This is a genomic window from Mesorhizobium sp. ZC-5 (assembly GCF_025753855.1).
GTDB lineage: Bacteria > Pseudomonadota > Alphaproteobacteria > Rhizobiales > Rhizobiaceae > Neomesorhizobium.
Genome location: NZ_JAOWPT010000002.1, coordinates 680,030 through 706,261, shown reverse-complemented (window position 1 = coordinate 706,261; position 26,232 = coordinate 680,030). Strand labels below are relative to the sequence as shown.

At 64.0% G+C, this 26,232-nt stretch carries 24 protein-coding genes; 12 read left to right on the top strand and 12 right to left on the bottom strand.

Translation table 11 applies throughout. The features are described from left to right. Window positions 1-71 precede the first annotated feature (71 nt). Together trpS and OHD58_RS06720 are read right to left on the bottom strand one after the other, a co-directional pair. Window positions 72-1,139: a tryptophan--tRNA ligase gene (gene trpS / locus OHD58_RS06725; protein WP_263802304.1), complete on the bottom strand. Its 1,068-nt coding sequence runs from the start codon at window positions 1,137-1,139 to the stop codon at window positions 72-74. Between the two features lie 181 nt (window positions 1,140-1,320). Further along, entirely contained in the window at window positions 1,321-2,520 is a 1,200-nt protein-coding gene (locus tag OHD58_RS06720; protein WP_263802303.1) for an acyltransferase family protein, read from the bottom strand. Between the two features lie 185 nt (window positions 2,521-2,705). Here OHD58_RS06720 and OHD58_RS06715 point away from each other — a divergent pair, with 185 nt between their 5' ends. Next, on the top strand, window positions 2,706-2,987 hold the full coding sequence (locus tag OHD58_RS06715; RefSeq protein ID WP_263802301.1) for a type II toxin-antitoxin system RelE/ParE family toxin: 282 nt from the start codon (window positions 2,706-2,708) through the stop codon (window positions 2,985-2,987). Beyond that, window positions 2,962-3,276, top strand: a complete 315-nt coding sequence (locus OHD58_RS06710; protein WP_263802731.1) for a HigA family addiction module antitoxin — start codon at window positions 2,962-2,964, stop codon at window positions 3,274-3,276. Before OHD58_RS06715 ends, OHD58_RS06710 begins: the two co-directional genes overlap by 26 nt. Here OHD58_RS06710 and murJ read toward each other — a convergent pair. Beyond that, complete coding sequence (murJ, locus tag OHD58_RS06705) at window positions 3,273-4,874, bottom strand: murein biosynthesis integral membrane protein MurJ (RefSeq protein WP_263802300.1); 1,602 nt, start codon at window positions 4,872-4,874, stop codon at window positions 3,273-3,275. The genes OHD58_RS06710 and murJ overlap by 4 nt on opposite strands. Before the next feature lie 262 nt (window positions 4,875-5,136). Further along, a complete protein-coding gene (locus OHD58_RS06700; RefSeq protein ID WP_263802299.1) occupies window positions 5,137-7,935 on the bottom strand; it encodes a [protein-PII] uridylyltransferase in 2,799 nt (932 codons plus the stop codon). A 155-nt stretch (window positions 7,936-8,090) separates the two neighbouring features. On the opposite strand from OHD58_RS06700, the gene OHD58_RS06695 reads away from it, so the two are divergent. The 3 genes from OHD58_RS06695 (at window position 8,091) to OHD58_RS06685 (ending at window position 11,122) form a co-directional block, all read left to right on the top strand. Beyond that, entirely contained in the window at window positions 8,091-8,759 is a 669-nt protein-coding gene (locus OHD58_RS06695) for a protein-L-isoaspartate(D-aspartate) O-methyltransferase (RefSeq protein WP_263802298.1), read from the top strand. A 96-nt stretch (window positions 8,760-8,855) separates the two neighbouring features. Then, entirely contained in the window at window positions 8,856-10,115 is a 1,260-nt protein-coding gene (locus tag OHD58_RS06690) for an Hsp70 family protein (protein WP_263802297.1), read from the top strand. 29 nt (window positions 10,116-10,144) lie between these two features. Then, window positions 10,145-11,122, top strand: a complete 978-nt coding sequence (locus tag OHD58_RS06685; RefSeq protein ID WP_263802295.1) for a small ribosomal subunit Rsm22 family protein — start codon at window positions 10,145-10,147, stop codon at window positions 11,120-11,122. Window positions 11,123-11,132: 10 nt separating this feature from the next. Here the strand turns inward: OHD58_RS06685 and OHD58_RS06680 are convergent, their stop codons facing one another. The 5 genes from OHD58_RS06680 to OHD58_RS06660 form a co-directional block, all read right to left on the bottom strand. Continuing rightward, the gene (locus tag OHD58_RS06680) at window positions 11,133-11,750 is read right to left on the bottom strand and encodes a dihydrofolate reductase family protein (protein ID WP_263802294.1); all 618 of its coding nucleotides are present in this window, start codon (window positions 11,748-11,750) and stop codon (window positions 11,133-11,135) included. A gap of 11 nt (window positions 11,751-11,761) precedes the next feature. Then, window positions 11,762-12,232, bottom strand: coding sequence for an SRPBCC family protein (locus OHD58_RS06675; RefSeq protein ID WP_263802293.1), 471 nt, complete (start codon window positions 12,230-12,232; stop codon window positions 11,762-11,764). Continuing rightward, window positions 12,229-12,567, bottom strand: coding sequence for an ArsR/SmtB family transcription factor (locus tag OHD58_RS06670; RefSeq protein ID WP_263802292.1), 339 nt, complete (start codon window positions 12,565-12,567; stop codon window positions 12,229-12,231). The genes OHD58_RS06675 and OHD58_RS06670 overlap by 4 nt, the downstream gene beginning before the upstream one ends. Before the next feature lie 96 nt (window positions 12,568-12,663). Beyond that, window positions 12,664-13,554 (bottom strand): DMT family transporter, encoded by an 891-nt coding sequence (locus OHD58_RS06665; protein ID WP_263802290.1) that lies wholly within the window; start codon window positions 13,552-13,554, stop codon window positions 12,664-12,666. A gap of 231 nt (window positions 13,555-13,785) precedes the next feature. After that, the gene (locus OHD58_RS06660; RefSeq protein WP_263802289.1) at window positions 13,786-14,691 is read right to left on the bottom strand and encodes an adenylate/guanylate cyclase domain-containing protein; all 906 of its coding nucleotides are present in this window, start codon (window positions 14,689-14,691) and stop codon (window positions 13,786-13,788) included. 431 nt (window positions 14,692-15,122) lie between these two features. On the opposite strand from OHD58_RS06660, the gene OHD58_RS06655 reads away from it, so the two are divergent. Further along, window positions 15,123-15,608 (top strand): hypothetical protein, encoded by a 486-nt coding sequence (locus OHD58_RS06655; protein ID WP_263802288.1) that lies wholly within the window; start codon window positions 15,123-15,125, stop codon window positions 15,606-15,608. A gap of 121 nt (window positions 15,609-15,729) precedes the next feature. Here the strand turns inward: OHD58_RS06655 and mutS are convergent, their stop codons facing one another. Continuing rightward, window positions 15,730-18,468, bottom strand: a complete 2,739-nt coding sequence (mutS, locus tag OHD58_RS06650) for a DNA mismatch repair protein MutS (RefSeq protein ID WP_263802730.1) — start codon at window positions 18,466-18,468, stop codon at window positions 15,730-15,732. 135 nt (window positions 18,469-18,603) lie between these two features. On the opposite strand from mutS, the gene OHD58_RS06645 reads away from it, so the two are divergent. From OHD58_RS06645 to OHD58_RS06630, 4 genes are all read left to right on the top strand, one after another. Continuing rightward, window positions 18,604-20,889, top strand: a complete 2,286-nt coding sequence (locus OHD58_RS06645; RefSeq protein WP_263802287.1) for an NADP-dependent malic enzyme — start codon at window positions 18,604-18,606, stop codon at window positions 20,887-20,889. A 92-nt stretch (window positions 20,890-20,981) separates the two neighbouring features. Further along, a complete protein-coding gene (locus tag OHD58_RS06640; protein ID WP_318528237.1) occupies window positions 20,982-22,205 on the top strand; it encodes a DNA (cytosine-5-)-methyltransferase in 1,224 nt (407 codons plus the stop codon). 3 nt (window positions 22,206-22,208) lie between these two features. Further along, complete coding sequence (locus tag OHD58_RS06635; RefSeq protein ID WP_263802285.1) at window positions 22,209-22,982, top strand: GIY-YIG nuclease family protein; 774 nt, start codon at window positions 22,209-22,211, stop codon at window positions 22,980-22,982. After that, complete coding sequence (locus OHD58_RS06630; RefSeq protein WP_263802283.1) at window positions 22,979-23,401, top strand: very short patch repair endonuclease; 423 nt, start codon at window positions 22,979-22,981, stop codon at window positions 23,399-23,401. Before OHD58_RS06635 ends, OHD58_RS06630 begins: the two co-directional genes overlap by 4 nt. 50 nt (window positions 23,402-23,451) lie before the next feature. On the opposite strand, the gene OHD58_RS06625 is transcribed toward OHD58_RS06630, so the two are convergent. Continuing rightward, window positions 23,452-24,216 (bottom strand): MBL fold metallo-hydrolase, encoded by a 765-nt coding sequence (locus OHD58_RS06625; RefSeq protein WP_263802282.1) that lies wholly within the window; start codon window positions 24,214-24,216, stop codon window positions 23,452-23,454. 317 nt (window positions 24,217-24,533) lie between these two features. Between OHD58_RS06625 and OHD58_RS06620 the strand changes: the two genes are divergently transcribed. Both OHD58_RS06620 and OHD58_RS06615 read left to right on the top strand, forming a co-directional pair. Beyond that, window positions 24,534-24,869 carry a hypothetical protein gene (locus OHD58_RS06620; RefSeq protein WP_263802281.1) on the top strand — a complete coding sequence of 112 codons (336 nt, stop codon included), beginning with the start codon at window positions 24,534-24,536 and terminating at the stop codon, window positions 24,867-24,869. A gap of 167 nt (window positions 24,870-25,036) precedes the next feature. Continuing rightward, the gene (locus OHD58_RS06615) at window positions 25,037-25,330 is read left to right on the top strand and encodes a hypothetical protein (protein WP_263802280.1); all 294 of its coding nucleotides are present in this window, start codon (window positions 25,037-25,039) and stop codon (window positions 25,328-25,330) included. A 60-nt stretch (window positions 25,331-25,390) separates the two neighbouring features. Here the strand turns inward: OHD58_RS06615 and OHD58_RS06610 are convergent, their stop codons facing one another. Beyond that, window positions 25,391-26,221 carry a GNAT family N-acetyltransferase gene (locus tag OHD58_RS06610; RefSeq protein WP_263802729.1) on the bottom strand — a complete coding sequence of 277 codons (831 nt, stop codon included), beginning with the start codon at window positions 26,219-26,221 and terminating at the stop codon, window positions 25,391-25,393. Window positions 26,222-26,232 lie beyond the last annotated feature (11 nt).

Genomic DNA, 26,232 nt, shown 5'->3' with positions numbered 1-26,232 from the left:
GAGGGAGTAAGGATTCGCCGGCAATCTGCCACCAGCCGCGGCGGCGGGCAAGCCGCCGCCCTTGGGCCAGGTCAGCCCTGCAGCAGTCCGATGATGTCGCGCACGTCCTTCATGGTCGCCTCGGCGAGCACGCCGGCGCGTTCGCCGCCATTACGCAGCACGCCGTCGACATAGGCCGTATCGGCCGAAATGCGACGCATTTCGCCGGCAACCGGCGCCATCTTTTCGACGGCAAGGTCGGCCAGCGCCGGCTTGAACACCGAAAACTGCTGGCCGCCATACTGTTGCAACACGGCCTCCTTGGAGATTTCGGCAAGCCCGGCATAGATGCCGACCAGGTTTTCCGCTTCCGGCCGCCCGGCCAGGCCGTCGGGCTCGCTCGGCAGGGCATCCGGGTCGGTCTTCGCTTTCCTGATCTTCTTCGAGATGGTGTCGGCGTCGTCCGTGAGGTTGATGCGCGACAGGTCGGACGGGTCGGATTTCGACATCTTCTTCGAGCCGTCGCGCAGCGACATGATGCGCGCGGCCGGACCCCCGATCACCGGCTCGGTGATCGGGAAATAGCCGTTGACCGTCTCGTCACCGACCTTCATCTCGACGCCGAGGCTACGCGCCGCGATGCGCGCGGAGAAGTCGTTGTTGAATTTCTGGGCGATGTCGCGCGTCAGTTCGAGGTGCTGCTTCTGGTCCTCGCCGACCGGCACGTGCGTTGCCCGGTAGACCAGGATGTCGGCCGCCATCAGGCTCGGATAGGCGAGCAAGCCGAGCGAGGCGTTCTCGCGGTCCTTGCCGGCCTTGTCCTTGAACTGCGTCATGCGGTTCATCCAGCCGATGCGCGCCACGCAGTTGAAGATCCAGGCAAGCTCGGCGTGCTGTTTCACTCGGCTCTGGTTGAAGACGATGTGCTTGTTCGGGTCGATGCCGGAAGCGAGGAACGCAGCGGTGATCTGCCGCGTCTGGTCTTCCAGGTCGTCATGGACGAGCTGGGCCGTCAGCGAGTGCAGGTCGACGACGCAATAGATGCAATCGTAGCTGTCCTGCAGGGCGACGAACTTCTTGATCGCGCCGAGATAGTTGCCGAGATGGAGATTGCCGGTCGGCTGGACGCCGGAAAAGACGAGCTGCTTGAAGCTGGACATTGTGTTCCTCGTGGCTTGTGGAGGGCCGTCAGAGCGTGATCCCGAACCGAAGGTCAGCGCAGCAAAAAGTTGCAGACTTTTCGGACAAGATCACGTGGCTAAGGGAATCCCGCGCGGCGAAAATCGATGCGCGCTGATAGACGAGGACGAGACGATGATCAAGCCGCCCGCGGACGATGTGTCAGAACCGGACCGGTTGTGTCGGTGCCTTGGCGAGGTCGCGTGCGCCCATCGGCTGTTCTGGCAGGCCGACCAGCGCGCGCAGTGGCCATGGCAGCCGTTCCGCCAGAACACAGAACACCAGCGAAACCCCGAGCGTGAGCGACAGCACAAGCATGTACTTGGCCGCGACGCTGAGCTGCAGCGGCAGGACGTAGAACAATGCGGCGAGAATGACCGTCTGATGGACGATGTAGAGCGGGAAGATCTTGCGGTTGAGCCAGCTCAGGACCTCGCTCTTGCGGTTGAGATGCAGCGCCGCGAATCCGGTCAGCGTGAGGATCATGCTCCAGGCCAGCGCAAAGATCGCCGCCTTGTAGAGCGGCGTCATGTCGTCATAGCTGCCGATCGATGCATCTGCGGCTGCACTCCATGAATAGACGTAGAGCAGCACCGTCAGCAGCAGCGCGAACGACGCGCTCAGCCAGCGGCGGGCGACGATCGTTCCGATAAGCGCGCTGTGATGGCGGGCGACGAGGAAGCCGAAGCCGAACCAGCACGCCCACACGGCAAACCAGGCGCCGTCATTGTAGAGCGCGTTGGTCTGGCGCGGAAAGATCGGCGTCAGCGCAAGGTTCAGGACAAGCGGCAGCAGAAAGAACAGGTAGATCGCGTTGGAGCGCGCGACCGCTTCGAAGCGGCTGGTCAGCCAGCGCATCTTCGGGTCGATGATCATCCGGAAGATCGGATAGCACAGCACCGTCATGACGAGGAGATAGGCAACGAACCACATATGCGCCCAGGTGAAATTGCCTTCCGGGTACTTGCCTTCGCTGAAGTAGCGGGTGACCCAGAAGGTGAGCAGCGAGCCGTGGTAGCCGTCCTCGTACATGCGCTCGTACCAGACCTGCGGCACGATGATGACGCACATGGCGAAGATGAGCGGCACGAACAGCCGTACGAAGCGGTCCTTGAGGAAGGTGAAGCCGGCATTCGAGCGGAAGGCGAACCAGGTGCCCATGCCGGATACGAAAAACAGGAGCGCCAGGCGCCAGGCGCGCGGGAACTTCATCACGTCCGACAGCAACGCGCTGCCCTCGGCGCTCTCGATGAGCCACGACATGTCGGGGAAAAACGCCACCGAAGAATGGTAGAAGATGAGCATGACGAAGGCGGCTACCCTGAGCGCATCAACGTAGTAGAGCCTGCCCATCGACTGCATCGAACCCGCCCATGCGCGAGGCGGCAGGTGAAGCGGTCACCGCCGTCGCCCTGCCGTTCTGCGCCTGTTTCGTTAAGAAACCGAAAGCCGGCACACGAATCTTGTCTGGAATCCCGTGAATCGGGCATCAGGCGGTTCAAGTAACGATGCCTTGAGCTGTATAACGTTATGCGTTATGGTCTTGCATGATCCGAAGCTTCGCCGACCGGGAGGCCGAGAAAATCTGGTCCGGACTGCGGAGCCGCAGACTTCCGCCGGACATGCAGGACAAGGCATTGGTCAAGCTGAGGATGCTCAATCAGGCGCGACGGCTGGATGACCTGCGTGTGCCGCCCGGAAACAAACTCGAAGCGTTGAAGGGGAACCGCAAAGGCCAACATTCGATCAGGATCAATGATCAATGGCGTGTCTGCTTCCAATGGACCGAAGGAGGCCCATCCGATGTCGAAATCACCGACTACCACTGAAGAATTTCTGCATAATCCGCATGCGGGCGAAATCCTGCTGGAGGAATTCCTCCAGCCGATGGATTTGAGCCAGAATGCCCTCGCGCGCGCTATCGGCGTTTCGCCTCGCAGGATCAACGAAATCGTCCTCGGGAAGCGGGCCGTAACAGCCGATACCGATCTGCGCCTTGCACGCTATTTCGGTGTCTCGGAGGGCTTTTTTCTTGGTCTTCAAGGCGATTTCGAGATCATGAAGCGCAAACGCGAGTTGGGAAACACGCTGAGTTCGATCGAACCCTGGGCTGCCTAGCCGTTCGAATCGATATCGCCACCTGCTGCTTTCGCGCCGCCGCGCCGGATGCTGCGCCTCAGCATGCCGAAATCGGCGCCGCCGGTGCCGAAAGCTACCGCGAAATAGACGATCGCCGCGCCGCCGATCAGCACGGCCAGCGCCGCGGCCTGGACGGGAAGCGGCGAGGCAGCTGCAAGATAGGGCGACAGCCAGTCCGCCGCGAAATAGGCCGCTCCCGCCATCACCCCTGCTGCCAGCACCAGGCGCGGGATGCGCGTCAAAAGCGGCACGTCGGTGCCCCAGTGTCCGCGGCGGATCAGGAAGCCGAGTAGCAGCAGCGCATTGACCCAGCCGGCAATTGCCGATGCAACGGCGATGCCGGGCGCGCCCATGCCGGGAAACAGCGTCAGCGCGACGGAGATGTTCACCGCCACCGAGATCGCCGCGAAGATCATCGGCGTGCGCGTGTCCTCGCGGGCGAAATAGCCGGGCGTGAACGCCTTGATGAGAACGAAAGCCGGCAGTCCGAGGCCGAAGATCGCCAGGATCGCCGCGACGGTCGGCGTGCTGTTGCCGGCGGCAAACGCGCCGCGTTCATAGAGCACGCGCACGATCGGCTCCGACATCACCAGCAGGGCGGCCGCCGCCGGCAAGGTCAGGAACAGCGTGAACTCGACCGAACGGTTCTGCAGGTTCGCCGCCTCGTCGAGGTTCCCGGCCTTCAGCGCACGCGCCAGTTCCGGCAAAAGCACGATGGCGACCGCGATGCCGACGACGCCGAGCGGCAGCTGGTAGACGCGGTCGGCCAGCGACAGCGCCGAGACCGCGCCATCCTGGCCGGACGCGATGGCCGTGCCGATCAGCGTGTTGATCTGGGTGATGCCGCCGGTGATCGCCGCCGGAAACGCCAGCCACAGCAGGCGCTTCACGTTCGGCGTCAGGCGCGGCCGCCGGAAGCCGATCGAGATGCCGGCGTGACGCACGGCGATCCAGACGATAGCCAGTTGCACCAGCCCCGCCGCCAGAACGCCCCAGGCGAGCGCATAACCCACGGCGCGCCCGTCATGGCCTTCGTACCAGGCATAGCCGAGCACGCCGATCAGGATGACATTGAGGAAGACCGGGGCTATGGCCGCGGCGAAATAGCGGCGCAGCGAATTCAGCATGCCGCTCATCATCGCCGCCAGCGACATGCAGATCAGATAGGGGAACATGATCGTGGCCAGCGCCACCGTCAGGTCGAATTTCTGCGGATCGTCGCCGAAGCCCGGCGCGACGATGGTCGACACCAGCAGCGGCATCGACAGCTCCATCAGGATGGTGAGCCCGAGCAGCACCGTGAAGAGGACGCCGAACACCTCTTCGGAGAATTTCCTGGCACCATCGACGCCACCGGCCTCGATCTCCTTGGCGAACAGCGGCACGAAAGCGGCGTTGAAAGCGCCTTCCGCGAACAGCCGCCGGAACGTGTTGGGAAACTGGAAGGCCGCATAGAACGCGTCGGCGATCGGGCCTGTACCGAGTGCCGCCGCCATCAGCATCTCGCGCATGAAACCGAGAATCCGGCTCATCAGCGTTCCCGACGCAACCGTGGCGAACTTCTTGACCAGGCTCATGGGGTACAACGCGTCCTTGAGGCGAGGGCAATCGGATATGGAGTTTTCGAAACCCTTGCTCGACTTATACCCCCACCCCTAACCCCTCCCCTCAAGGGGGAGGGGGACTTTACCGCAATGCGTTCGACGCGAGCCTTCCACGGGTTGGCTGAAGCACCGCCCAAGCAGTCCCCCTCCCCCTTGAGGGGAGGGGTTAGGGATGGGGGTAACTCCATAAGCGATTGTCCATTCCTTGAGGAAAGGGAGAATATCCACGCCATCCTCATTCCGCTGCCGCCTTCGCCTTGCCGTTGCGATGCGACCCGCCTTCGAGCGTCGCGAGCAGGTTGGCCCGGATGCCGTCGAGCCGCGTCGGGCTCTCGATCTTCGCACCGGTCAGGTCGGTGACGTAAAACGTATCGATGACCTTTTCGCCGAACGTGGTGATGTGCGCCGAGGCGATGTCGAGCGACAGGTCGGACAGCGCCCCGGTGATCTCCGACAGCAGGCCGGGTCGGTCGAGACCCGATACCTCGATCACCGAGAACCGGTTCGACAGCGTGTTGCGGATGTCGGCCCGTGGCACGATGCGGAACGTCTTCGAACCGCGCTTCGGCTTGGTGCGTTTCTCGATCATCTCGGGCAGCCATGAACGTCCCGACAGCACGTCCTCGATCAATTTGCCGACCCGCTCCGCGCGGCGGCGCTCATCCTCGTCGCGGTCGAACTCGCGGTTGATCAGGATCGTATCCAGCGCCCGCCCGTCAGACGTCGTGAAAATCTGCGCGTCGACGATGTTGCCGCCCGCCCCCGCGCAGGCGCCGGCGATCACCGACAGCAGGCGCGGGTGATCCTGCGCGAGCACGGTGATCTCGGTGACCGCCTCGAATTCATGCGTCTTGACCATCGTGGCGAGGCGCTTGCCGGCGGCATCGGCCTCGCGGACGAAAGCGGCATGGCGCACCTGGTCCTTCAGGTCGACCGTCAGCAGGTAATTTTCATAATGCAGGCCGACATAGCGCTCGCGCTCCTTCACCGGCCAATCCGCCAGCGCCTCGGACAACTGCTCGCGCGCCGCCGCGGTGCGCTCGGCGCGCGACACTTCGGAGAAGCCGCCGGTCAGAAGCAGCTCCGTCTCGTAATAAAGCGTGCGCAGCAGCTGGCCCTTCCAGCCGTTCCAGACGCCGGGGCCGACGCCGCGGATATCGCATACCGTCAGGATCAGCAGCAGCTTCAGCCGCTCGACCGATTGCACGATGTCGGCAAAGTCCTCGATCGTCTTGCGGTCGTTGAGGTCCCGGGTCTGCGCCGTCATCGACATCACCAGATGATTCTCGACCAGCCAGGCGACCAGTTCGGTGTCGGAGGCCGAAAGGCCCATATGCGGGCAGATGCGGCGGGCGATCTTTGCGCCGGCCTCGGAATGATCGTCGGGCCGCCCCTTGGCGATATCGTGCAGCAGCACGGCGACGTAAAGCACCTCGCGGCGGTTCTTCAGTCCGGCGATCAGCTTGTGCGAGAGCGGATGGATCTTCTCGCCGTCGCCGCGTTCGATCTCCGACAACACGTCGATGCAGCGCAGCAGATGCTCGTCCACCGTGTAGTGGTGGTACATGTTGAACTGCATCATGGCGACGATCTTGCCGAAATCAGGGATCAGCTTGCCGAGCAGGCCGGCCTCGTTCATGCGCCTGAGGTTCAGCTCAGGCTTGCGGTCCGACGTCAGGACATCGAGAAACAGCCGGTTGGCCTCCTTGTTGCGCCGCAGATTGCGGTCGACCAGCTTCAGCGAGCGGGTAACCAGCTTCAGCGCATCGGGATGGTATTCCAGCCCGTGCCGGTCGGCGAACCAGAACAGCCGCAAAAGGTTGACCGGGTCGCGCTCGAACACGCGGTCGTCGGCAATGTTGATGCGGTCGTTGTCGACGATGAAGTCGCTTGTGCCTGCCAGTTTGCGCCGCCGCCGCGAGAAGGTCAGGAAAAGCCGGTTGAAGCCTGAGACGTGACTTGCCTGCTCCTCCTCGAGGGCCGCGCAGAAGATGCGGGTAAGGTCGCCGACGTCCTTGGCCACCAGGAAATAGTGCTTCATGAAACGCTCGACCGCCGACAGGCCGGGATGGCTCTTGTAGCCGAGCCGTTCGGCGATCTCGCGCTGGATGTCGAAATGCAGCCGTTCCTCGGGCTTGCCGGTGAGGAAATGCATGTGGCAGCGCACCGCCCACAGGAAATCGTCGGCCTTGAGGAATTCGGCAAATTCGGCGCGGGTGAACACGCCCTGCTCCACCAGTTCGGCGACGGTGCGCTCACGATAGAAATACTTGCCGATCCAGAACAGGGTCTGCAGGTCGCGCAAGCCGCCCTTGCCGTCCTTGACGTTGGGTTCGACGAGGTAGCGGCTTTCGCCCACCTTGCGATGACGTTCGTCGCGCTCGGCGAGCTTGGCCTGCGCGTATTCGGCACCGGTGCCTTTCACCACTTCCTTGTCGAAGCGGGTCATGAGTTCGTCGCAGAGCTTCTTCTCGCCCCAGACGTAGCGGGCCTCCAGCACCGCCGTGCGGATGGTCATGTCGGCGCGCGACAGGCGCAGGCATTCCTCGATGTTGCGGGTGGCATGGCCGACCTTCAGCCCCAGGTCCCACAGCATGTAGAGCATGTATTCGACGATCTGCTCGCCCCACGGCGTCTGCTTGTAGGGCAGCAGGAACAACAGGTCGATGTCGGAGCCGGGCGCGAGCGTGCCGCGCCCGTAGCCGCCCACCGCGACGATCGCCATCCGTTCGGCCGAGGACGGATTTTTCGACCGGTAGACGTGGGTGACGGCGAAGTCGTAGAGCGCACGGATGATCTCGTCCATCAGATGCGACAGGCGTTCGGCGCAAGCGATGCCGCCGCCGTCCTGCATCAGCATCTTTTCGGCGATCGTTCGCCCGGCGGCGATGCGGTCCTTGAGGGTCTGCAGCACCGCGGCGCGCGTCTCGGCGGACGAGCCGTCGCCGCCGGATTTTTCCGTCAGCGCGGTAAGCTCGCGGCGCAACGCGACGCCGTCGATCAAATCATCCAGCTTGAGGGGAATCTTCGCCATATGCTCAGAGAATCTCGCTTTCCGGGCGGCGTCTATAGCGCGTTTTGTCTTGCGTGGGTATGGTGCGGTCGAAGTTTGCGCCAACCACCGGGACGGCACCGATATCGGGAGCTGACCATCATGGAACCGGCCCTCCCGCCGAGCCGTTGTCCGGCATGAACGATCCCGCCGATCAGCTGCTCCTGCCCGATTCCGAAAAGCTGCGTCGGCGCATGGTCGAGCGCCAGCTTGTTCGCCGCGGCATTGCCGACGAGCGCGTGCTTGAAGCAATGCTTTCAGTGCCGCGCGAGGCCTTCGTACCGCCGTATTTGGCGCGCCACGCCTATGACGATTGCGCGCTGCCCATCGAGGCCGAGCAGACAATATCGCAACCCTACATCGTCGCGCTGATGGCCGAGGCGGCGGAGCTCAAGGCCGGTGACCGCGTGCTGGAAATCGGCACCGGCTCCGGTTACGCGGCTGCGGTGCTTGGCCGGATCGCCGGGCAAGTCCATACGATCGAACGGCACGCATTGCTTGCGCAAACCGCGCAGGCACGTCTTGCCGCGCTCGGCTACGGCAACATCGAGGTGCGCTGCGGCGACGGCATGCAGGGCTGGCCGGAGGCCACACCCTTCGACGCCATCCTTTCAGCGGCGAGCGGTCCCGGCATTCCCGTGGCATGGAAGCGTCAACTGGCGCCCGGCGGGCGCCTTGTGATGCCGCGCGGCGGCATGACCAGGGTGCAGAACCTGATCAAGCTGAAGCGCACCGGCGAAGAGGACTTCGTCGAGGAAAACCTCGGCAAGGTGATGTTCGTGCCGCTGGTCGAGGGTACAACCTAGCCAAAAACGCCGCCGCAGGCTCGACATCGGCGCTGGGATTGTGTACCCGCACCCTCCCGCAAGGCGGAACCCCATCAACCAGTTCGAGGACGAACCATGCGACCGGTCAGCGGCGGTATCGACTTTGGCACGTCCAATTCGACGGTCGGGTTCATCGAAAACGGCAAGCCGCGGCTGGTGCGTCTCGAAGACGGCCAGGTGACGCTGCCGAGCGCGGTGTTCTTCAACTTCGAGGACAACCGCACCTGGTTTGGCCGCCGGGCGATTGCCGACTACACAGAGAATGTCGAGGGCCGCCTGCTGCGGGCGCTGAAGAGCGTGCTCGGCACCTCGCTGATCGGCGAAAAGACGCGCATCAAGGCGCACTCGATCGCCTTTTCCGACATCATCGGCTCGTTCCTGCTCTATCTCAAGGAATCGCTGGAAACCGAAGTCGGCCAGCCGGTCGATAACATCGTGCTCGGCCGCCCGGTGCATTTCGTCGATGACGACGAGGAGGCCGACCGTCGCGCGCAGAACGAACTGGAAAAGGCCGCCCACAAGCGCGGCTTCAGGAATATCGCCTTCCAGTTCGAGCCGATCGCCGCCGCGCTCGATTACGAGCAGACCGTGACGCGGGAGGAACTGGCGCTGATCATCGACATCGGCGGCGGTACTTCGGATTTTTCGATCGTGCGGGTGTCGCCGGAACGCGCCCGCGCCGAAGACCGCAAGGACGACATCCTCGCCTCGAGCGGAGTCCACATCGGCGGCACCGATTTCGACCGGTTGCTGTCGATCGCGCACGTTATGCCGGAACTCGGCTATTTGACGCCGACCAAGGACGGCAAGCGCAACCTGCCGGCCGGCTATTTCATCGACCTCGCCACCTGGCAGCGCATCAACATGCTCTACACCAACAAGGCGATGACCGACCTCAAGCAGATCCGCTACGAGGCAGCGCGGCCAGACCTCGTCGGGCGGATGATCGACCTCGTTCAGCATCGACAGGGTCACGCGCTGGCGGCCAAGGTCGAAGGCGCCAAGATCGAATTGACCGACATGGCCGAAACGAAAATCGCACTGGCGCTCACCGATGAAACCCTGAGCATGCCGCTGACCCGCACCGGCCTCGACGAAGCCATCGAGAGCGCCGTCGGCCGGGTAACCGCGGTGATTGCGAAAACGCTCGCCGATGCGGGGCTATCGCCGTCGCGCATCACCACGCTGTTCCTCACCGGCGGCTCGACAGCCATCCCGTTGATGAAGCAGAGTGTGCTTGAGATGTTCCCCTCGGCGATCGTGGTGGAAGGCGACATGTTTGGCAGCGTCGGGCTCGGCCTGGCGCTCGACGCAAGGCGAAAATTCGGCGCCTGAGTTCAGGCGCCCCTAACAAGGGCCATCGGATGGAACTTCCGCCCGCGCTGCGGCAGGCTGTCGACCAGGCGCTGCACGGCGTCGCGCTCGCCGACTTGAAGCGCGCCGCAGACATCCTGTCGCGCCGCTACCGCGGCGAGGTGCGCGACGGGCGCCTGCATCTCTCCGACAGGCTCGCCGCGCAGGCCTATCTGGCGACCCGGCTGCCCGCCACCTATGCGGCGATCCGCGCCAGCCTCGCGGCGATCACCGACGTCCGCCCGGATTTCGCGCCCGCGACCCTGCTTGACATCGGCGCCGGACCGGGTTCGGCGCTGTGGGCGGCGCGCGATTGCTGGGAAAGCCTCGAAGAGGCCACGCTGGTCGAAACCAGCGATGCCATCCGCAAGGTCGGCGCCGATCTGGCCACCCATGCCGCCCCGACCCGCGTCTCCTGGGTGCCAGGCAACATCGAGACCGGCCTGCCCGAACTGCCCAGAGCCGATGTCGTGACGCTTGCCTACGTGCTCGACGAACTGCCGCCGGTGCTGATCGGCCGGGTCACCGACCAACTCTGGGCGTTGACCTGCGACACGCTGGTTGTCGTCGAGCCGGGAACGCCGGCCGGCTGGCGGCGCATCCTGGAGGTGCGCGGCCGCCTCATCGCAGCCGGCGCCCATCTCGTCGCGCCCTGCCCGCACCAGGCCGAATGCCCGATCGCCGCGCCCGACTGGTGCCACTTCTCGCGCCGCGTCGCCCGCTCGCGCCTGCACCGCCTCGCCAAGAATGCCGAGGTACCCTGGGAAGACGAGAAGTACATCTTCATCGCCGCCTCGCGCACGCCCGGCGAAAGTCCCGCCGCCCGCGTGCTTTCGCCGCCGCAATCGGCAAGCGGCACCGTCCGCCTGAAGCTCTGCCGTCACGACGGCTCCGCCGCCGAGCGTCTGGTCAGCAAGCGCGAGGGCACAGCGTTCAAGACCGCGCGGCGGCTCGACTGGGGCGACGCGGTGTGGCGCGACCTCGGCTAGACCGGTCGCGTTACGTCAGCATGTCGGTAAAACTGTCAGGCCGCGCCTTTTCGGCGAGCCTGTGCGGCACATAGTGCAGCGCGATCACGCCGTTCTCGAATTTTTCGGTGCCGAGCAACTGCAGGTCGAGCTTGCCGGGCAGCCGGTCGAACCAGGCCATCCCCGGCGAGAAGGCCGGATAGACGAAGAAGTGGAATTCGTCGACCAGCCCGAGAGCGATCACCGACTGGGCGAAGCTGGCGCCGCCGGAGAGATGAATGTCGCCGCCGGGCTGCGCCTTCAGCCCTGAAATGAAACTCGCCAGTTCGCCGTCGTCAGCGGCGACAACCTGTTCGGTGTTGTTCCACGCGGTCAGCGCATGGCCGCCCGAGCGCGAGAAGACCAGCTTCCTGCAGTCCCTCATGCGGCGCGCCATTGTTCGATTGGTCTCGGTGCCTTCCGAAATCGCGCCGGGCCAATACGCCGCCATCTCTTCATAGGTGGTCCGCCCGACCAGAACCGTGTCGTAGCTGGCGTAGAGCTTGTCGATCGCCCGGTACTGCTCGTCGCTGACGCCATAGAGCCAGGCCATCGGATCGTCGAGGCGGCCGTTCAGCGTGGTCATCATCTGCAACACGACTTTGCGCATTTTCTTCTCCGCTACGTCTCGACCAGTTTTGCGAGTTGCCCGATGACGGTGCCCCAGCCATCGTGGAAGCCCATTTCCTCGTGCGAGGTCCGGTCGGCCGGGTTCTTGTGCATGGCGGTGGCGACATAGTCGGTGCCTTGCGGGTGGTCCTTCAGCGTGATCACCGCCGTCATGAAGGCCTGCTCGGTGGGCCGCCATCCGCCGGCAAGCGCATCGGTGAAGACGATCCTTTCGCCCTCGTCGACAGCGAGGAAGCAGGCGTTGAGGTGCGGCGCGAAAGCCCCGCCATCCTCGCTGATCTCGGTGATGAACGCACCGCCGGGACGCAGGTCCATCTGCGCGACCCTGCATCTGGCAGGCGCCGGGACCCACCATTGCTCGAAGCTCGCCGGGTCGGTCCAGGCGCTCCACACCACCTGCCGCGGCGCCTTGATGACCCGCGATATCGTCAGGTCGAGTTCGGGATTGGGTGATTGGGTCATTCCGGCTTGTCCTTGTTTCGCATGACGAATTTTTCGAGCCTGTCGGTGCGGCCTTCCCAGATGGCGCGCTGCGCATCGAGCCATGTTTCGACCCTGGCGAACTGCTTCTTCTCGATCGCGCAGGTGCGCACCCGGCCGTGCTTTTCTGTCCGGATCAGGCCGCTGTCCTCGAGGAAATGGATGTGTTTCATGAATGACGGCAGCGCCATGTCGAACGGCCTGGCGAGGTCGCTGATCGATGCCGGCCCGCTGCCCAGCCGCCCCAGCACCGCGCGGCGCGTCGGGTCGGCAAGCGCCTGGAAAATGCCGTTCAACTGCTCCTGATACTGTTCCATAAGGCTAAGTATCACCTCAAAACACTTAGCGCAACAGCTAAGTGTTTTGATATGACCCGCTGCTCTCGATTGCTCGCCGGAAAACCTGATTGTCGGTCAGAGCCGGTTGCGGGAAAACGGGTTCCAGCGCACGGTGCCGAGCCGGATCCTTTCGCGCACCAGCGTCAGCAGGCCGGAGCCGACGACGACGGCAAGGCCGATCAGGGCGATGAAATCCGGATATTCGGCGAAGAACGCGGCGCCGATGACCACCGCCCAGACGATCTGCGAATAGTGGGTCGGGGCGATCTGGTTTGCCGGGCTGAGCCGCGTGGCCAGAAGTTGCAGGCGATGGCCGCCGGCCGTGCAGGCTCCGGTCAGCACCAGCATCAGGAGCAGCTTCCAGTCAGGGATGGCGAAGGACGACGTCGCCAGCATGGCGGCGCCATTGAAGAGCAGGCCGTAGCCGACCAGCACGCCGAGCATCGTCGTCTGCTTCTCCCCGGCCAGCGAGCGCATGAGGATGATGGTGGCGGCGGCGAGGAAGGCGACGATCAATGCCGCGAAGTGGCCGAGTTCCAGTTCTCGGAACCCCGGCCGCACCACGAGCAGGATGCCGACCAGGCCGGCGAATATGGCCAACCAGCGCCATGGGCCGACCTGCTCCTTGAGGACGACGATCGACAGCAGCGTGACGAAAAGCGGCGCCAGGAAGATCAGCGCGTAGACCTCGGCCAGCGGGATGGTCGTGAAGGCGTAGATGCCGAGCACGCCGGCGACGAGACCCGAGATCGCGCGCGCATGCACGGCCCAGGGCCGCTGCATATGCCAGAAACCGTGCCATCGCTCGCCGTCCGGCTTCAGGAAAAACAGGAAGATGCTGGCAAACAGGATGTTGAAGAAGCCGATCTCGAAGACCGAGAGCTGGCTGCCGATGGCCTTGATGAGGCCGTCGCCCCACGCGTAGACCGCATAGGCGCAGAGGGCCAGGAAGATACCGCCATTCACGCGCGTGGCTTTCTCAGAGAATCAGGCGCCGAAGCGCGTTGGCAGGTGCCGAAAGGCTCGGTAGCCGCGCCGCCTGCCTTGCGCAAGTCGGGGATTCGCACCGGACACGAATCGGGATCGAACATGGCAGGCCGGCAACAGTTGGCGCGACATTGCAGCGACGCTGGCCGCCTCGTTATCGCCGCGGAGGTCGCGTCCCTCGCGAAACCATCCCGCCAAACCGCCGTCGGCCTAGCCCAGGTCGAACCGGATCACATCGTCGGCATTGGCGGACGAGACCCGGCCGAGGCTGATCGTGCCGGCCTTGCGCATGTGCAGTTCGTCGCGGTGCAGATGCAATTCGTCGTCCTGGCCGAACTTTACATAGGTGCCGTTGGTCGAGCGGTCGTAAACCACGAAATGACCGCGCTTGAACTCGATCAGGGCATGAGTGCGGCTGACCCAGTCAGCCTCTATCTGCAGCGCGTTGATCGGGCTGCGTCCGATCGTGAAGGAGGCCGAGGCACCGTCCAGCGTCACCACCTTGCCGCGATGGGAAAGCTGGAGTGTCGGCCCGACGATTTCCGTTGCTTTTGGCCACGCGCCGCCACCGACGCCTTGCACCGTCGTCATGCTCGACATGTCCTCATGCCAGATCACGTCGACGATCTCGATCGGCTGCAGCTTGCCGTCGACATGGATGCGCCCAAGGCTGCGAAACGCCGGCACCCGGCCCCCATCCAGCCCCTGCACGCTACCCGCCGAAGCGATGATCTGCTCACGTTTGGCCAGGGCGACCATGCGGGCGGCCGTGTTGACTGCGTCGCCATAGACATCGTCGTTTTCTTCCAGTGCGTCGCCATGGTGAAGGCCGATGTGCACGGCGAGACGGTCGCGCGCGAAGTCGGCGTTGCACGCCATCTTGCGCTGCATCTCGCACGCCGCCAGCACGCCTTCGCGCGCATCCGGCAGGGAGCACATGATTTCGTCGCCGATGGTCTTGATGACCCGACCGCCATGCTCACGGCAGATGAGCGCATGCACATCGAGCACGGCGGCGATAAGCCGCCGCGCCTCCAGGTCGCCTCTGGTTTCGAACAGACGAGTGCTGCCGCTGACATCGGCAAACAGGATGGTCTGCGTCCGAGAACTGCTCATGCATTCACCCGCCGCGAAGTTCCCCCGCCACGATCGGTGAGCCCCATTTGCTCTTACTTGGTAGTCGTACGTCGTTCCCATCTAATGATAAAGAAATTTATCGTCGTGCTGCTCTATTTGAATTTTAGGTGAAGGATCAATTCATGACCTCAGAAGTCTTTCGGCCTGACCGAGATTCATAACAACGTCTCATCAATGACTTTCGGCTCCGCTGAAACCGAAGTTCGAATCGAGACATACCGGGCTTCAATTCCGGCATGAGGCGGCGGGCATGATGCCCCGTTGAAAAAACAATCCGTAGCTAGGACTTCAGCCGAATCGCTACTGAAACAACCGGCTTGCGCAAAACTTCCTGGCTACCGTCCACATCGCAACCATTGTCAGCTATTGGTTATGATGAAGTAGCCAGATCGCTCTCAACCGATGGTAACATGGAAGAAGCCAACATGCCTGCTGTGACCTCCTCGCCGGCGGCGCCTAATCATTATGCTACGGTGATCTTTGTCTTCCTGTGGCTCGGTGCGTTGGTGTGGATAGGCGTCAACACCTTTCTCAACCGTCAAGCTGCAGGCACTGTGATCTACGAGAGCCCTGAATACCGATGCATTACCGCCGTCGCTGGCAAAAAGGCAACGGTTCGTTGGAGCAACCTTCGCAACTTACGAACCCCCAACACAGGCTTCACTGTCGGAACGATCATCGAAAAACCAGACAAGAACTGTATTTCTGACGGAGATGCAGTTTCCTATGCCATGCTTCCATTAAGCGGCGGTACATCACTCTCTGCCATTCGCATAAAGGGCAAAGAGGTGAAGGCTGAGTTCCGGCAATCCGGCCAATGGGCCGATATCACGGACGCGACTGGGACGGAGCGATGGCGCAATGACGGGAACGGTTATCGCAAGATCAGCCCCTAAAGACCGCCCAGGTGGCGTCCAGACCTGACGCCGGGCTGGCCTCGCTGGTCGGTCCGAGCGAAGAAACTGTCGGTGTCCTCGAACTCGCGGATCTTGTCGGAGTCGACCTTCACGGTGCCGTCTACTTCCCCACCAACCCCTTCAGTCGGTAGAGCGCGTCGAGCGCCTCGCGCGGCGTCATCTCGTCAGGGCTGAGTGCCGCCAGCGCCTCGCCAAGCACATCGCTTTTGGTCGGCTTCGGCGGCTCTTTTTTTATCACGGCGCTGAACAGCGGCAGGTCGTCGACCAGGCGGTCGACCTTGCCCGACTGCTCGCCCTGTTCGAGTTGATGCAGCACGTCCTTGGCACGGGCGACGACGGCGTCGGGGAGGCCGGCGAGCCGCGCCACCTGCACGCCGTAGCTGCGGTCGGCGGCGCCCTTGCCGACCTCGTGCAGGAAGACCACGTCGCCCTCCCATTCCTTCACCCGCATGGTGACGTTGTGGAGGCGTTCCAGCTTGGTCGACAGCGCCGTCATCTCATGGAAATGCGTGGCGAAGATCGCCCGGCAGCGGTTCTTCTCGTGCAGATATTCGACCGCCGCCCAGGCGATCGACAGGCCGTCGAAGGTGGCGGTGCCGCGGCCGATCTCGTCGAGGATGACCAGTGCCTTTTCGCCGGCCTGGTTGAGGATCGCCGCCGTCTCCACCATCTCGACCATGAAGGTCGAGCGGCCCCGCGCCAGGTCGTCGGAGGCGCCGACGCGGGAAAACAGCCTGTCCACGACGCCGATGTGGGCACTGGCGGCAGGAACAAAAGAACCCATCTGCGCCAGGATGGCGATCAGCGCGTTCTGGCGCAGGAAGGTCGACTTGCCGCCCATATTGGGGCCGGTGAGCAGCCAGATGGCGCCGTGCCGGCCGTTTTCGGCGGGCGACAGGTCGCTGTCATTGGCCACGAACGGGCTTTCGGCGGAACGGCGCAGCGCCTGCTCGACAACGGGATGGCGGCCGCCCTCGATCCTGAACGCCAGGCTGCCGTCGACCAGCGGCCGGTTGTAGTCTTCCGAAGCCGCGAGCAGCGCCAGCGCCGAAGAAACGTCGAGCACGGCAAGCGCCGCAGCGCCCGCCCGGATCGCATCGGCATGGCTCACCGCCTCGGCGACCAGCCTGTCGAATACGCCGAGTTCGATCGCCAGCGCGCGGTCGGCAGCGTTGGCGATTTTGGTCTCCAGCCCGGCCAGTTCGGTGGTGGTGAAGCGCATGGCGTTGGCCATGGTCTGGCGGTGGATGAAGCGTCCCTTCGCCTCATCCGAGCCCATCATGATGTCCTGATGGTTGGCGGTCACCTCGATGTAATAGCCGAGCACATTGTTGTGCCGGATCTTCAGCGAGCGGATGCCGGTCTCGTCGATCAGGCTGCGCTCCAGCCCGGCGATGACTTTTCGCGATTCGTCGCGCAGCGCCCGCATCTCGTCGAGCTCGGCGTCATAGAGCGCGCGCACGAAACCGCCGTCGCGCTTCAACAGGGGCAGTTCGTCGCCGAGCGCGCTTTCGATATGGCGGGCGAAATCCGCCGGCAGGGCGGCAATCGCTGCGAATGCGGCCTGCAATTCGGCAGGCAGGATCGCGCCTTCAAAAATCCGGCCGATCTCCGTCGCCGCCTCGAAGCCGGCCTTGAGCCCGCCGAGGTCGCGCGGGCCGCCGCGGTTGAGCGCCAGCCTGGACAGCGCCCGCGGCATGTCGGCGACGCCCTTCAATGCAGCGCGCAGGCCCTCGCAAAGCCGCGGCTCCGCCTGGAAGAACGACACCGAATCGAGCCGCGCGCCGATCGCTTGCGGGTCGGTCAGCGGCGCCATCAGCCGGTCGGCCAGCAGCCTGGCGCCGGCGCCGGTTACGGTCCTGTCGATCGCCCGGAACAAAGAACCGTCGCGGCCGCCCGACATGGTGCGCAACAGTTCCAGGTTGGCGCGCGTCGCCGGGTCGATGAACAGCGACGAGCCGGCCTGCTCGCGCTCCGGCCGGTCGAGCGGCGGCCGCTCCGCCTTCTGCGTCTTCTCGACATAGGCGATGGCGCCCGAGATCGCCGACAGTTCGGCCCTCGAGAACGTGCCAAAACTGTCCGGCGTCGCGACGTCGTAGAAGCGGGCGATGCGCATCGTCGCCGAGGCCGAATCGAACAGGCTCGCCGGCTGCGGGCTGGCGACGCGGCCGATCAGGTCGAACACCGGCCTGAGTTCGGCATCGTGGAACACCGGTTCGGCGACGATCAGCTCCTTCGGGTCGACGCGGAATATGTCGGCCGCCAGCCGCTCGGCGGTGGTTTCGGAAACCCGGAAGGCGCCGGTCGAGATGTCGATCCAGGCGAGCGCATAGCTTCCCTGGTTCCCGGTCGCGCTGCCGCGCTCCCCGCCTCTTGTGTCGCCCGCGCCCTTCACCCGCCCCAGTGACATCAAAAAATTCGATTCCGACGGCGCCAGCAGCTTTTCCTCGGTGATGGTGCCGGGCGTCACCAGGCGGATGACGTCGCGCTTCACCACCGACTTGCCGCCGCGCTTTTTCGCCTCGGCCGGGTCCTCGATCTGCTCGCACACGGCGACGCGGTGGCCGAGCCCGATCAGCTTCTGCAGATAGTCGTCCGCCGCATGCACCGGCACGCCGCACATCGGGATGTCTAAGCCATTGTGCTTGCCGCGCTTGGTCAGCGTGATGCCGAGCGCCCGGCTCGCCACTTCGGCGTCGCCGAAGAACATCTCGTAGAAGTCGCCCATGCGGTAAAACAGCAGCGAATCCGGGTTCGCCGCCTTGATCTCGATGAACTGCTCCATCATCGGCGTGGCGCCGCCGGCCGGCAGCGTGGTCGGCGTGCCTTCGATGCGCATTGGCGTTACGTCGTTCACGAGCCCTTCCGCGAAAAGAGTTTTGTCCTGCTTGGCGGTTTACAGCGGCGAAGTGTAGCCTTAATCCCGAATGCTCCACAAAAAGAAGTGCCTATCCGGGAGGGAACCGCGCGCATCATGGCTTCAGGCAAGAAAAACGACAATGCCGGTCCTTCCGTCAGTGCACAGGAAGCGCTGGAATTCCACTCCATGGGCCGGCCCGGCAAGCTGGAGATTTCTCCGACCAAGCCGATGGCGACGCAGCGCGACCTGTCGCTCGCCTATTCGCCCGGCGTCGCGGTCCCGGTGAAGGCGATCGCCGAGGATCCCTCCCGCGCCTTCGACTACACGACGCGCGGCAACATGGTGGCGGTCATAACCAACGGAACCGCCATCCTCGGCCTCGGCAATCTCGGCGCGCTCGCCGCCAAGCCGGTGATGGAAGGCAAGGCGGTGCTGTTCAAGCGCTTCGCCGACGTCGATAGCATCGACCTCGAGGTCGACACCGAAGACGCCGACGAGTTCATCAACTGCGTGCGCTATCTCGGCCCCTCCTTCGGCGGCATCAACCTCGAGGACATCAAGGCGCCGGAGTGCTTCATCATCGAGCAGAAGCTGCGCGAGCTGATGGACATCCCGGTCTTCCACGACGACCAGCACGGCACCGCCATCATCGCCATCGCCGGCCTGATCAACGCGCTGGAGATCACCGGCCGCGACATGGCGACGACGAAGCTGGTCTGCAACGGCGCCGGCGCGGCCGGCATCGCCTGCATCGAGCTGGCCAAGTCGCTCGGCTTCGCGCCAGAGAACGTCATCCTGTGCGACACCAAGGGCGTCGTCTACCAGGGCCGCACCGAAGGCATGAACCAGTGGAAGTCGGCGCACGCGGTCAAGACCGACAAGCGCACGCTGGCCGACGCCATGGACGGCGCCGACGTGGTGTTCGGTCTCTCCGCCCGCGGCGCCTTCACCAACGCCATGATCCAGTCGATGGCCAAGAATCCGATCATCTTCGCCATGGCCAATCCCGACCCGGAGATCACGCCCGAGGAGGTGGCGGAAATCCGCACCGACGCCATCATGGCGACCGGCCGCTCCGACTATCCCAACCAGGTCAACAACGTGCTCGGCTTCCCCTATATCTTCCGGGGAGCGCTCGATGTCCGTGCCACCACCATCAACGACGAGATGAAGGTCGCCGCGGCGCGTGCGCTGGCCGCGCTCGCCCGCCAGGACGTGCCCGACGACGTCGCCGCCGCCTACCAGGGCAACCGGCCGAAGTTCGGCCCCAACTACATCATCCCGGTGCCGTTCGACCCGCGCCTCATCTCGGCCATCCCGGTGGCGGTGGCGCAGGCGGCGATGGACAGCGGCGTCGCTCGCCGGCCGATCCTCGACCTCGTCAAATATTCCAACGAGCTGTCGGCACGCCGCGACCCGATCGCCTCGACGCTGCAGCGCATCTACGACCGCGTGCGCCGCCAGCCCAAGCGCGTCGTCTTCGCCGAGGGTGAGGAGGAGCAGGTCATGCGCGCCGCCGTCTCCTATGTGAACCAGAAGCTCGGCACCGCCATCCTGGTCGGCCGCGACGAGGTCATCAAGGAGAACGCCCGCCACGCCGGCGTCGACCTGGACAAGCCGGGCATCGAGATCATCAACGCCCGCCTGTCGCGCCGCAACGCCGTCTATGCCGACCATCTCTACGAGCGTATGCAGCGCAAGGGCTACCTGTTCCGCGACTGCCAGCGCCTCATCAACAACGACCGCAACCATTTCGCCGCCACCATGGTGGCGATGGGCGACGCCGACGCGGTGGTCACCGGCGTGACGCGCAACTATTCGACCGCGCTGGAGGACATCCGCCGCGTCATCGACGCCAAGCCCGGCCACCGCGTCATCGGCGCCTCGATCGTGCTGGCGCGCGGCCGCACCGTGGTCGTCGCCGACACCGCCGTGCACGACATGCCCAACGCCGTCGAGATCGCCGACATCGCCGAGGAAGCCGCCGGCTTCGCGCGCCGCATGGGCTACGAGCCGCGCGTCGCCATGCTCGCCTACTCCACCTTCGGCCACCCGGCCGGCGAGCGCTCGGAGCGCGTGCAGGAGGCGGTGAAGATCCTCGACAAGCGCCGCGTCGATTTCGAATATGACGGCGAGATGGCCGCCGACGTGGCGCTCAACGCCCGCGCCATGGCGCAATACCCGTTCATCCGCCTGTCCGGCCCGGCCAATGTGCTGGTCATGCCCGCCTTCCACTCGGCCTCGATCTCGACCAAGATGCTGCAGGAACTCGGCGGCTCCACCGTCATCGGCCCGCTGCTGGTCGGCCTCAACAAACCGGTGCAGATCGTGCCGCTCAACGCCAAGGACAGCGATATCGTGAATATGGCGGCGATCGCGGCGTATAGCGCTGGAAATTGAGGGGCGTTCGTGGCTGCCGCGTGCGCCGCGTTCACTAATTGTTCTTGATTTTGTCTCCAATATGTCGTTCAAGTTGTGGAAACGAAGCAATAGTGGTTGCCAATTGCGAGTCCGCGCCGAAATCTGCGCGCTCAGGGGAAGAATCTGTGCGTAGTGTCGAGCTGTTTAGTGGATGCGGAGGTCTTGCCTTGGGGCTTGCCCAGGCGGGATTTGAGCACTTGTTGCTTGTCGAACGAGACAGACACTCGGTCGAGAATGTCCAGCACAATATCGGTCGCGGCATAGAACATGTTGGCCATTGGGAGGTCCATTCCAAGGACGTCCGCGCGGTCAACTGGAGAATATTTAAGGATCTTGTGGAGTTCGTAGCTGGCGGTCCGCCCTGTCAGCCGTTTTCCATAGGTGGGCTGCACCGAGGCGAAGAAGATGCCCGAGACATGTGGCCTGAGGCCGTCCGTGCAATACGCGAAATTACCCCGAAAGGATTTCTGTTCGAAAACGTGCGGGGACTTCTTCGTCTGAAATTTGCAGATCACCTTGACTGGATAAAACTCTCATTGACGGAGCCCTATCTCGCCCAACGCGACAATGAGGATCGCGGAAGCCATCTTAGACGTCTGCGCAATCGCGAGACCGAAGGCGCCTACAAGGTGATGGTGATCAAGGTGAATGCAGCTGACTATGGTGCGCCCCAGAAGCGCCATCGTGTGCTCTTTTTGGGTGTTCACAAAAGTGCTGCCTCTTCCATCGAGGCTCCCCGGCCGACCCATTCACGCGAACGGCTCCTTTGGGATCAGTATGTGACTGGAGAGTACTGGCGGAGGCACTGCGTGCGTAAGCCGCCTATTTCGCCGAACAATGCGATGGACTGCTTGACCGTAGAATCGCTCCGCATAGAAGGCCGTGAGCCTGAGGAGCTACCGTGGGTGACAGTTCGCGACGCCATCGCCGACCTCGGCGAGCCTGGCTCACAGGTCAAGATTGCAAACCATGTTCTACAGCTGGGCGCGCGAGCATATCCTGGCCATACGGGCAGCCCGATTGACGAGCCAGCCAAGGCGCTCAAAGCAGGAGTGCACGGTGTGCCCGGCGGGGAAAACATGATTGCTTTCGCGGACGGCAGCGTCCGATATTTCACGGTGCGCGAAGCCGCCCGCCTGCAGGGGTTGCCTGACGACTATGAATTCGTCGGCAGTTGGACAGAGAACATGCGCCAGCTTGGCAACGCCGCGCCCGTGCAGCTTGCCGCTTCTTTTGGCCGTCACATCCGGGGTATCCTTTGTAAGGCTCATAGGCCATCCCGCAAGGCAGCGTAGAAAATGAGTTACGCGGAGTTCGAACTCGACATCCCGGCGGTGATGCGATCTGAACTGCCCAAATACTTCGACTCCTTGCAAGAGACGCCACTTACAGAAGCAAACGTCCGCAGTGCCATTCCGGACGGTGCCCAAGGAGCATACCTTCTCTTCCTGAAGGGCGCGCTGGTCTACATCGGGAAGACGGACTCGAAAGCTGGCTTCCGCAACAGGCTGGTCAGGCACCTGAACTTTGTGCGCCACCGTCGCAATATCGATCCCGCCGACGTCACCTTCAAGGCCGTCCGCATCTTCGTGTTCTCCAACTTCGATCTCGAAGCCATGTTGATCGAGGAGTATACCAAAAAGCGGGAAGTTCGCCCGGTGTGGAACTACTCTGGCTTTGGCTCGAACGATCCTGGGCGTCGACGCGAAGGGCAAGACCCGGCAGTCTACGATCTCGAGTACCCTGTTGAGATCGACGAGGAGATTCCCTTCCTAGATCCCGGTGAGCATAAGCTGCTGTCGGCGGTGCTCATCCTCAAGAACAATCTGCCTTACATCTTTCGCTACGATACGAACGGAGCCCATTGGTCGAAGGGACACGAACTGATGCGGGACTTGACCATCGTCGTTCCCGATGGCCCGATGACCACCAGGAAGGCGCTGAGGCTCTTCCTTGATGCCCTGCCGGGGGGCTGGCGGGCTACGGTCCTTCCGAACAGGGTCATCCTCTACCCGGAGAAAGAGGGCGTGTCCTACCCTGGCCAGGTGGAAGCGCTCTCGAAGAGCGCGTGACGGACAAGGCCCGGAGCGCTCAGATGGCGCTTGTGAAGGGCAAGGACACGAAACCTGAGTTAGTCGTCCGTCGTCTCGTCCATTCCCTTGGCTACCGCTTTCGCCTGCACCGCGGGGACCTGCCTGGGAAGCCCGACATCGTGTTGCCGCGGAGGAGGAAGGCGATCGAGGTTCGCGGGTGCTTCTGGCACCAGCATCCCGATACTTCCTGCTGGCGCGCCAGACTGCCGAAAACGAGGCGGGAGTTCTGGATCCCGAAGCTGGAGCGCAACGTCTCCCGCGACGCGGCAAATAGCGCAGCGCTACACGAACTCGGCTGGGATTTACTGGTCGTATGGGAATGCGAGACGATCCCACGCCGCCGCCAGGAACTAGCCAACAAGTTGCGAGCGTTTCTGCTTAAGTCTCGACCTAGCTAGATCTGCCCACGCGAATGCCGGCCTTTACGGGAACTGAGCAGTAATCTTCCTTACCCGTACCACTTCCCCATCACCACCTTCGTCTCTCCCCCCAACTTGCCGGCAAACAGCTGCGGGTCGCTGCCCTTGTAGTGGTAGGGATAAACGAAGGCCGGCTTGAATTCCGCCACCGCCGAGCCCGCTTGGGTCTCGTCCATCGTATAGGGCAGGTTCATCGGCACGAAGGCGACGAAAATATCCTTCAGCGCGCGCATCTCGGGGATGTCCTCGGTGTCGCCGGCGATGTAGACGCGGCGGCCGTCGACGGTCAGCACATAGCCGTTGTCGCGGCCCTGCGGATGGTATTTCTTGCGGTCCTCGGTGGTGTTGTAGGCGGGGATCGCCTCGATCTCGACCGGGCCCACGGTGGCCTTCTCGCCATTGGCGATGGCGGTGGCCTTCGCCTTCAGGTTCTCGGGCAGTTTTTCCATCACCGCCGGGTTGACCACCAGCTTCGTATCGGTGCCGACGATCGCCGCAAGCGTCTCAGGCTCGAAATGGTCGCCATGCTCATGCGTGATCAGCACCAGGCCGGGCGCCGGCTGGCCTTCATACAGCGCCTTGCCGCCGACCGGATCGTTGTAGATGACGAGGCCGGGCACGCTCATGACGAAGCTCGCATGTGAAATCGGGCTGACCAGGATTTCGCCGCCGTCCGTCTTGTAGCTGTCGCCCTTGCCTTGCGCGCGGGCGGCAAACGGCACGATGGTGGTGAGGCCAAGCCCGGCCATGCCGCCGAGAGCCAGTTGCATCGTGTCGCGTCGCGTGAATTTCATCGAAACCTCCCTCGGTGCGCCGCCGGCCAAAATCCGCGGCACCCGGCACAATAGACCGGAGCAATCGCCGGGCAAGCGGCCTCGCGCGATTGTGAACTCGGGCGCGCCCCTCCTTGCTGCTCGATAAGCCAAACCGCCGCCGCCAAGTGGGGATTGAATCACCGCTTTTCCGGCTTCTTTCGATCCGATCCGAAGATACTTTACCGCGATTTCAATCGCTTGCACGATTCCTGAAAATATTTCCGCTTTCGTCTTTTCCACGCCCCTGCGGCCCCGCTTTAACCTTTTGCCTGTTCTCATTTTCGAGGCGAGGCGTGGTGGAAAGGCAGGATCGGCAGGACAGCGAGACGGAGCGCCATCACGCGACGCTGATGCGCCTGCTCGCTTTCATCTTCGTTTATGCCGGGCTTGCCGACGACACCGGCTCCGCCGCCGTCGACAGCGGGCGCGCCCGCCGCGCTTTTGAGGCAAGCCGCGAGGCCTGGACGCTGTCGCGCCGGATCTGCCGCAGGCTGCTCTTGCTGATCCGGCCGGTCGAGGCCGCGACGCGCCGCCTGATCGTCGTTCTGGCGAGCGGCCTTCCCATCCCGGAGCCGCGGGCCCCGAACGCCCGGCGACACTGCCGGCGCCGACCCGGTCCCCCTCCCCCTTGAGGGGAGGGGTTAGGGGTGGGGGTAGTTCCATAGCCGCTCCGTCCGGCGACGGCAAAACTTCCGATGCACGTCCGCCGCTTTTCGCACTGGCCGACCGCGACAAGCGCTACGAATGGTTCTTTTCGGGAAGACCGCACGGCGCGGGCTGGAAAGGTCCGGCGCCGGCCTTGCCCGGTGACGATCAGCTCGACGCCGCCGGCATCCTGCGCCGCATCGCCGCGCTGGCGCTGGCGCTCGACGATTTGCCGGCACAGGCCCGCCGTTTGGCACGCTGGCGGCTCCGGCGCATGGCCGCCCGCGCGGCGGGCAAAGCCAGAGCCCTGTCGCCGCTCCGGCCCGGAATTCCGTCGGGTTCGCTGCCGCGCAGGGCGCCGAAAAAAGTGCTGCGCGAGGAGCACCACCTTTTGTCCGAAACCCACGCACTCGCCCGGGACGCTCTGGTGCGCTTCGACACGTCATGACCGGGCGGCGTCCCTCCCAGCATTCAAAGCCGGCAAAAGATCGTTCCGTGACCGAAAAAATCACGCGGCGAAGCGCTCCGCCTCGGCGCCGTAATAATTCATGTAGCGGGCGCCGATCTCGGCCACCGGCATGACGATGAACACGTCGGTGGTGCCGAAATCATGATCGATGACGCAGCCGTCGCCGATGCGGGCGCCGACCCTGAGATATCCCTTGATCAGCGGCGGCAGCGCGGCGATGGCCGACTTGGCGTTGACCGCCTCGCGCGGCATCAGGTCCATGGCGCAGTAGCGGTGCCTGACCGCGCGCACGTCCCATTGCGGCTCGGTGCGGCAATGATGCGCCAGGTAGGACAGCGCCTCGGCATGCGCGGCGGGTTCGGTGCCGTGGAAGGAGGCGCAGCCGGTCATGACGCCGATCGCATGGTGGTTGATGTAGGCGAAGATGCCTTGCCACAGGATCTCGATGGTGCGCTTGGAGCGGTATTCCTTCAAGACACACGAGCGGCCGAGTTCGAGGAAACGCTGGCCCGGATGGCGCGCCACCAGCGATTGCAGCTCGAATTCGTCGTTGGAATAGAAGCCGCCGGCCTTCGCCGCGATCTCCTGGCGCAGCAGCCGGTAGGTGCCGACGATGCGGCGATGGTCGGGACCCGGCAAGGCGGTGTCGACGACCAGCAAATGGTCGCACAGCGCGTCGAAACGGTCGGCATCGCGCGTTTCGAGCGAATGGAAGGCGGTCCGCCTGGCGCCGAGTTCCTCGTAGAAGACGCGGAAGCGCACCTCCTGCACGGCGGCGATCTCGGCCTCGTCGCGGGCGAGCCGGACTTCGAGCGAACCGATGCGGCCGAGGGCTTCCCCCGCCATCACGGCATCGTGGCTGCGGGCCATGCGTGGCGGCT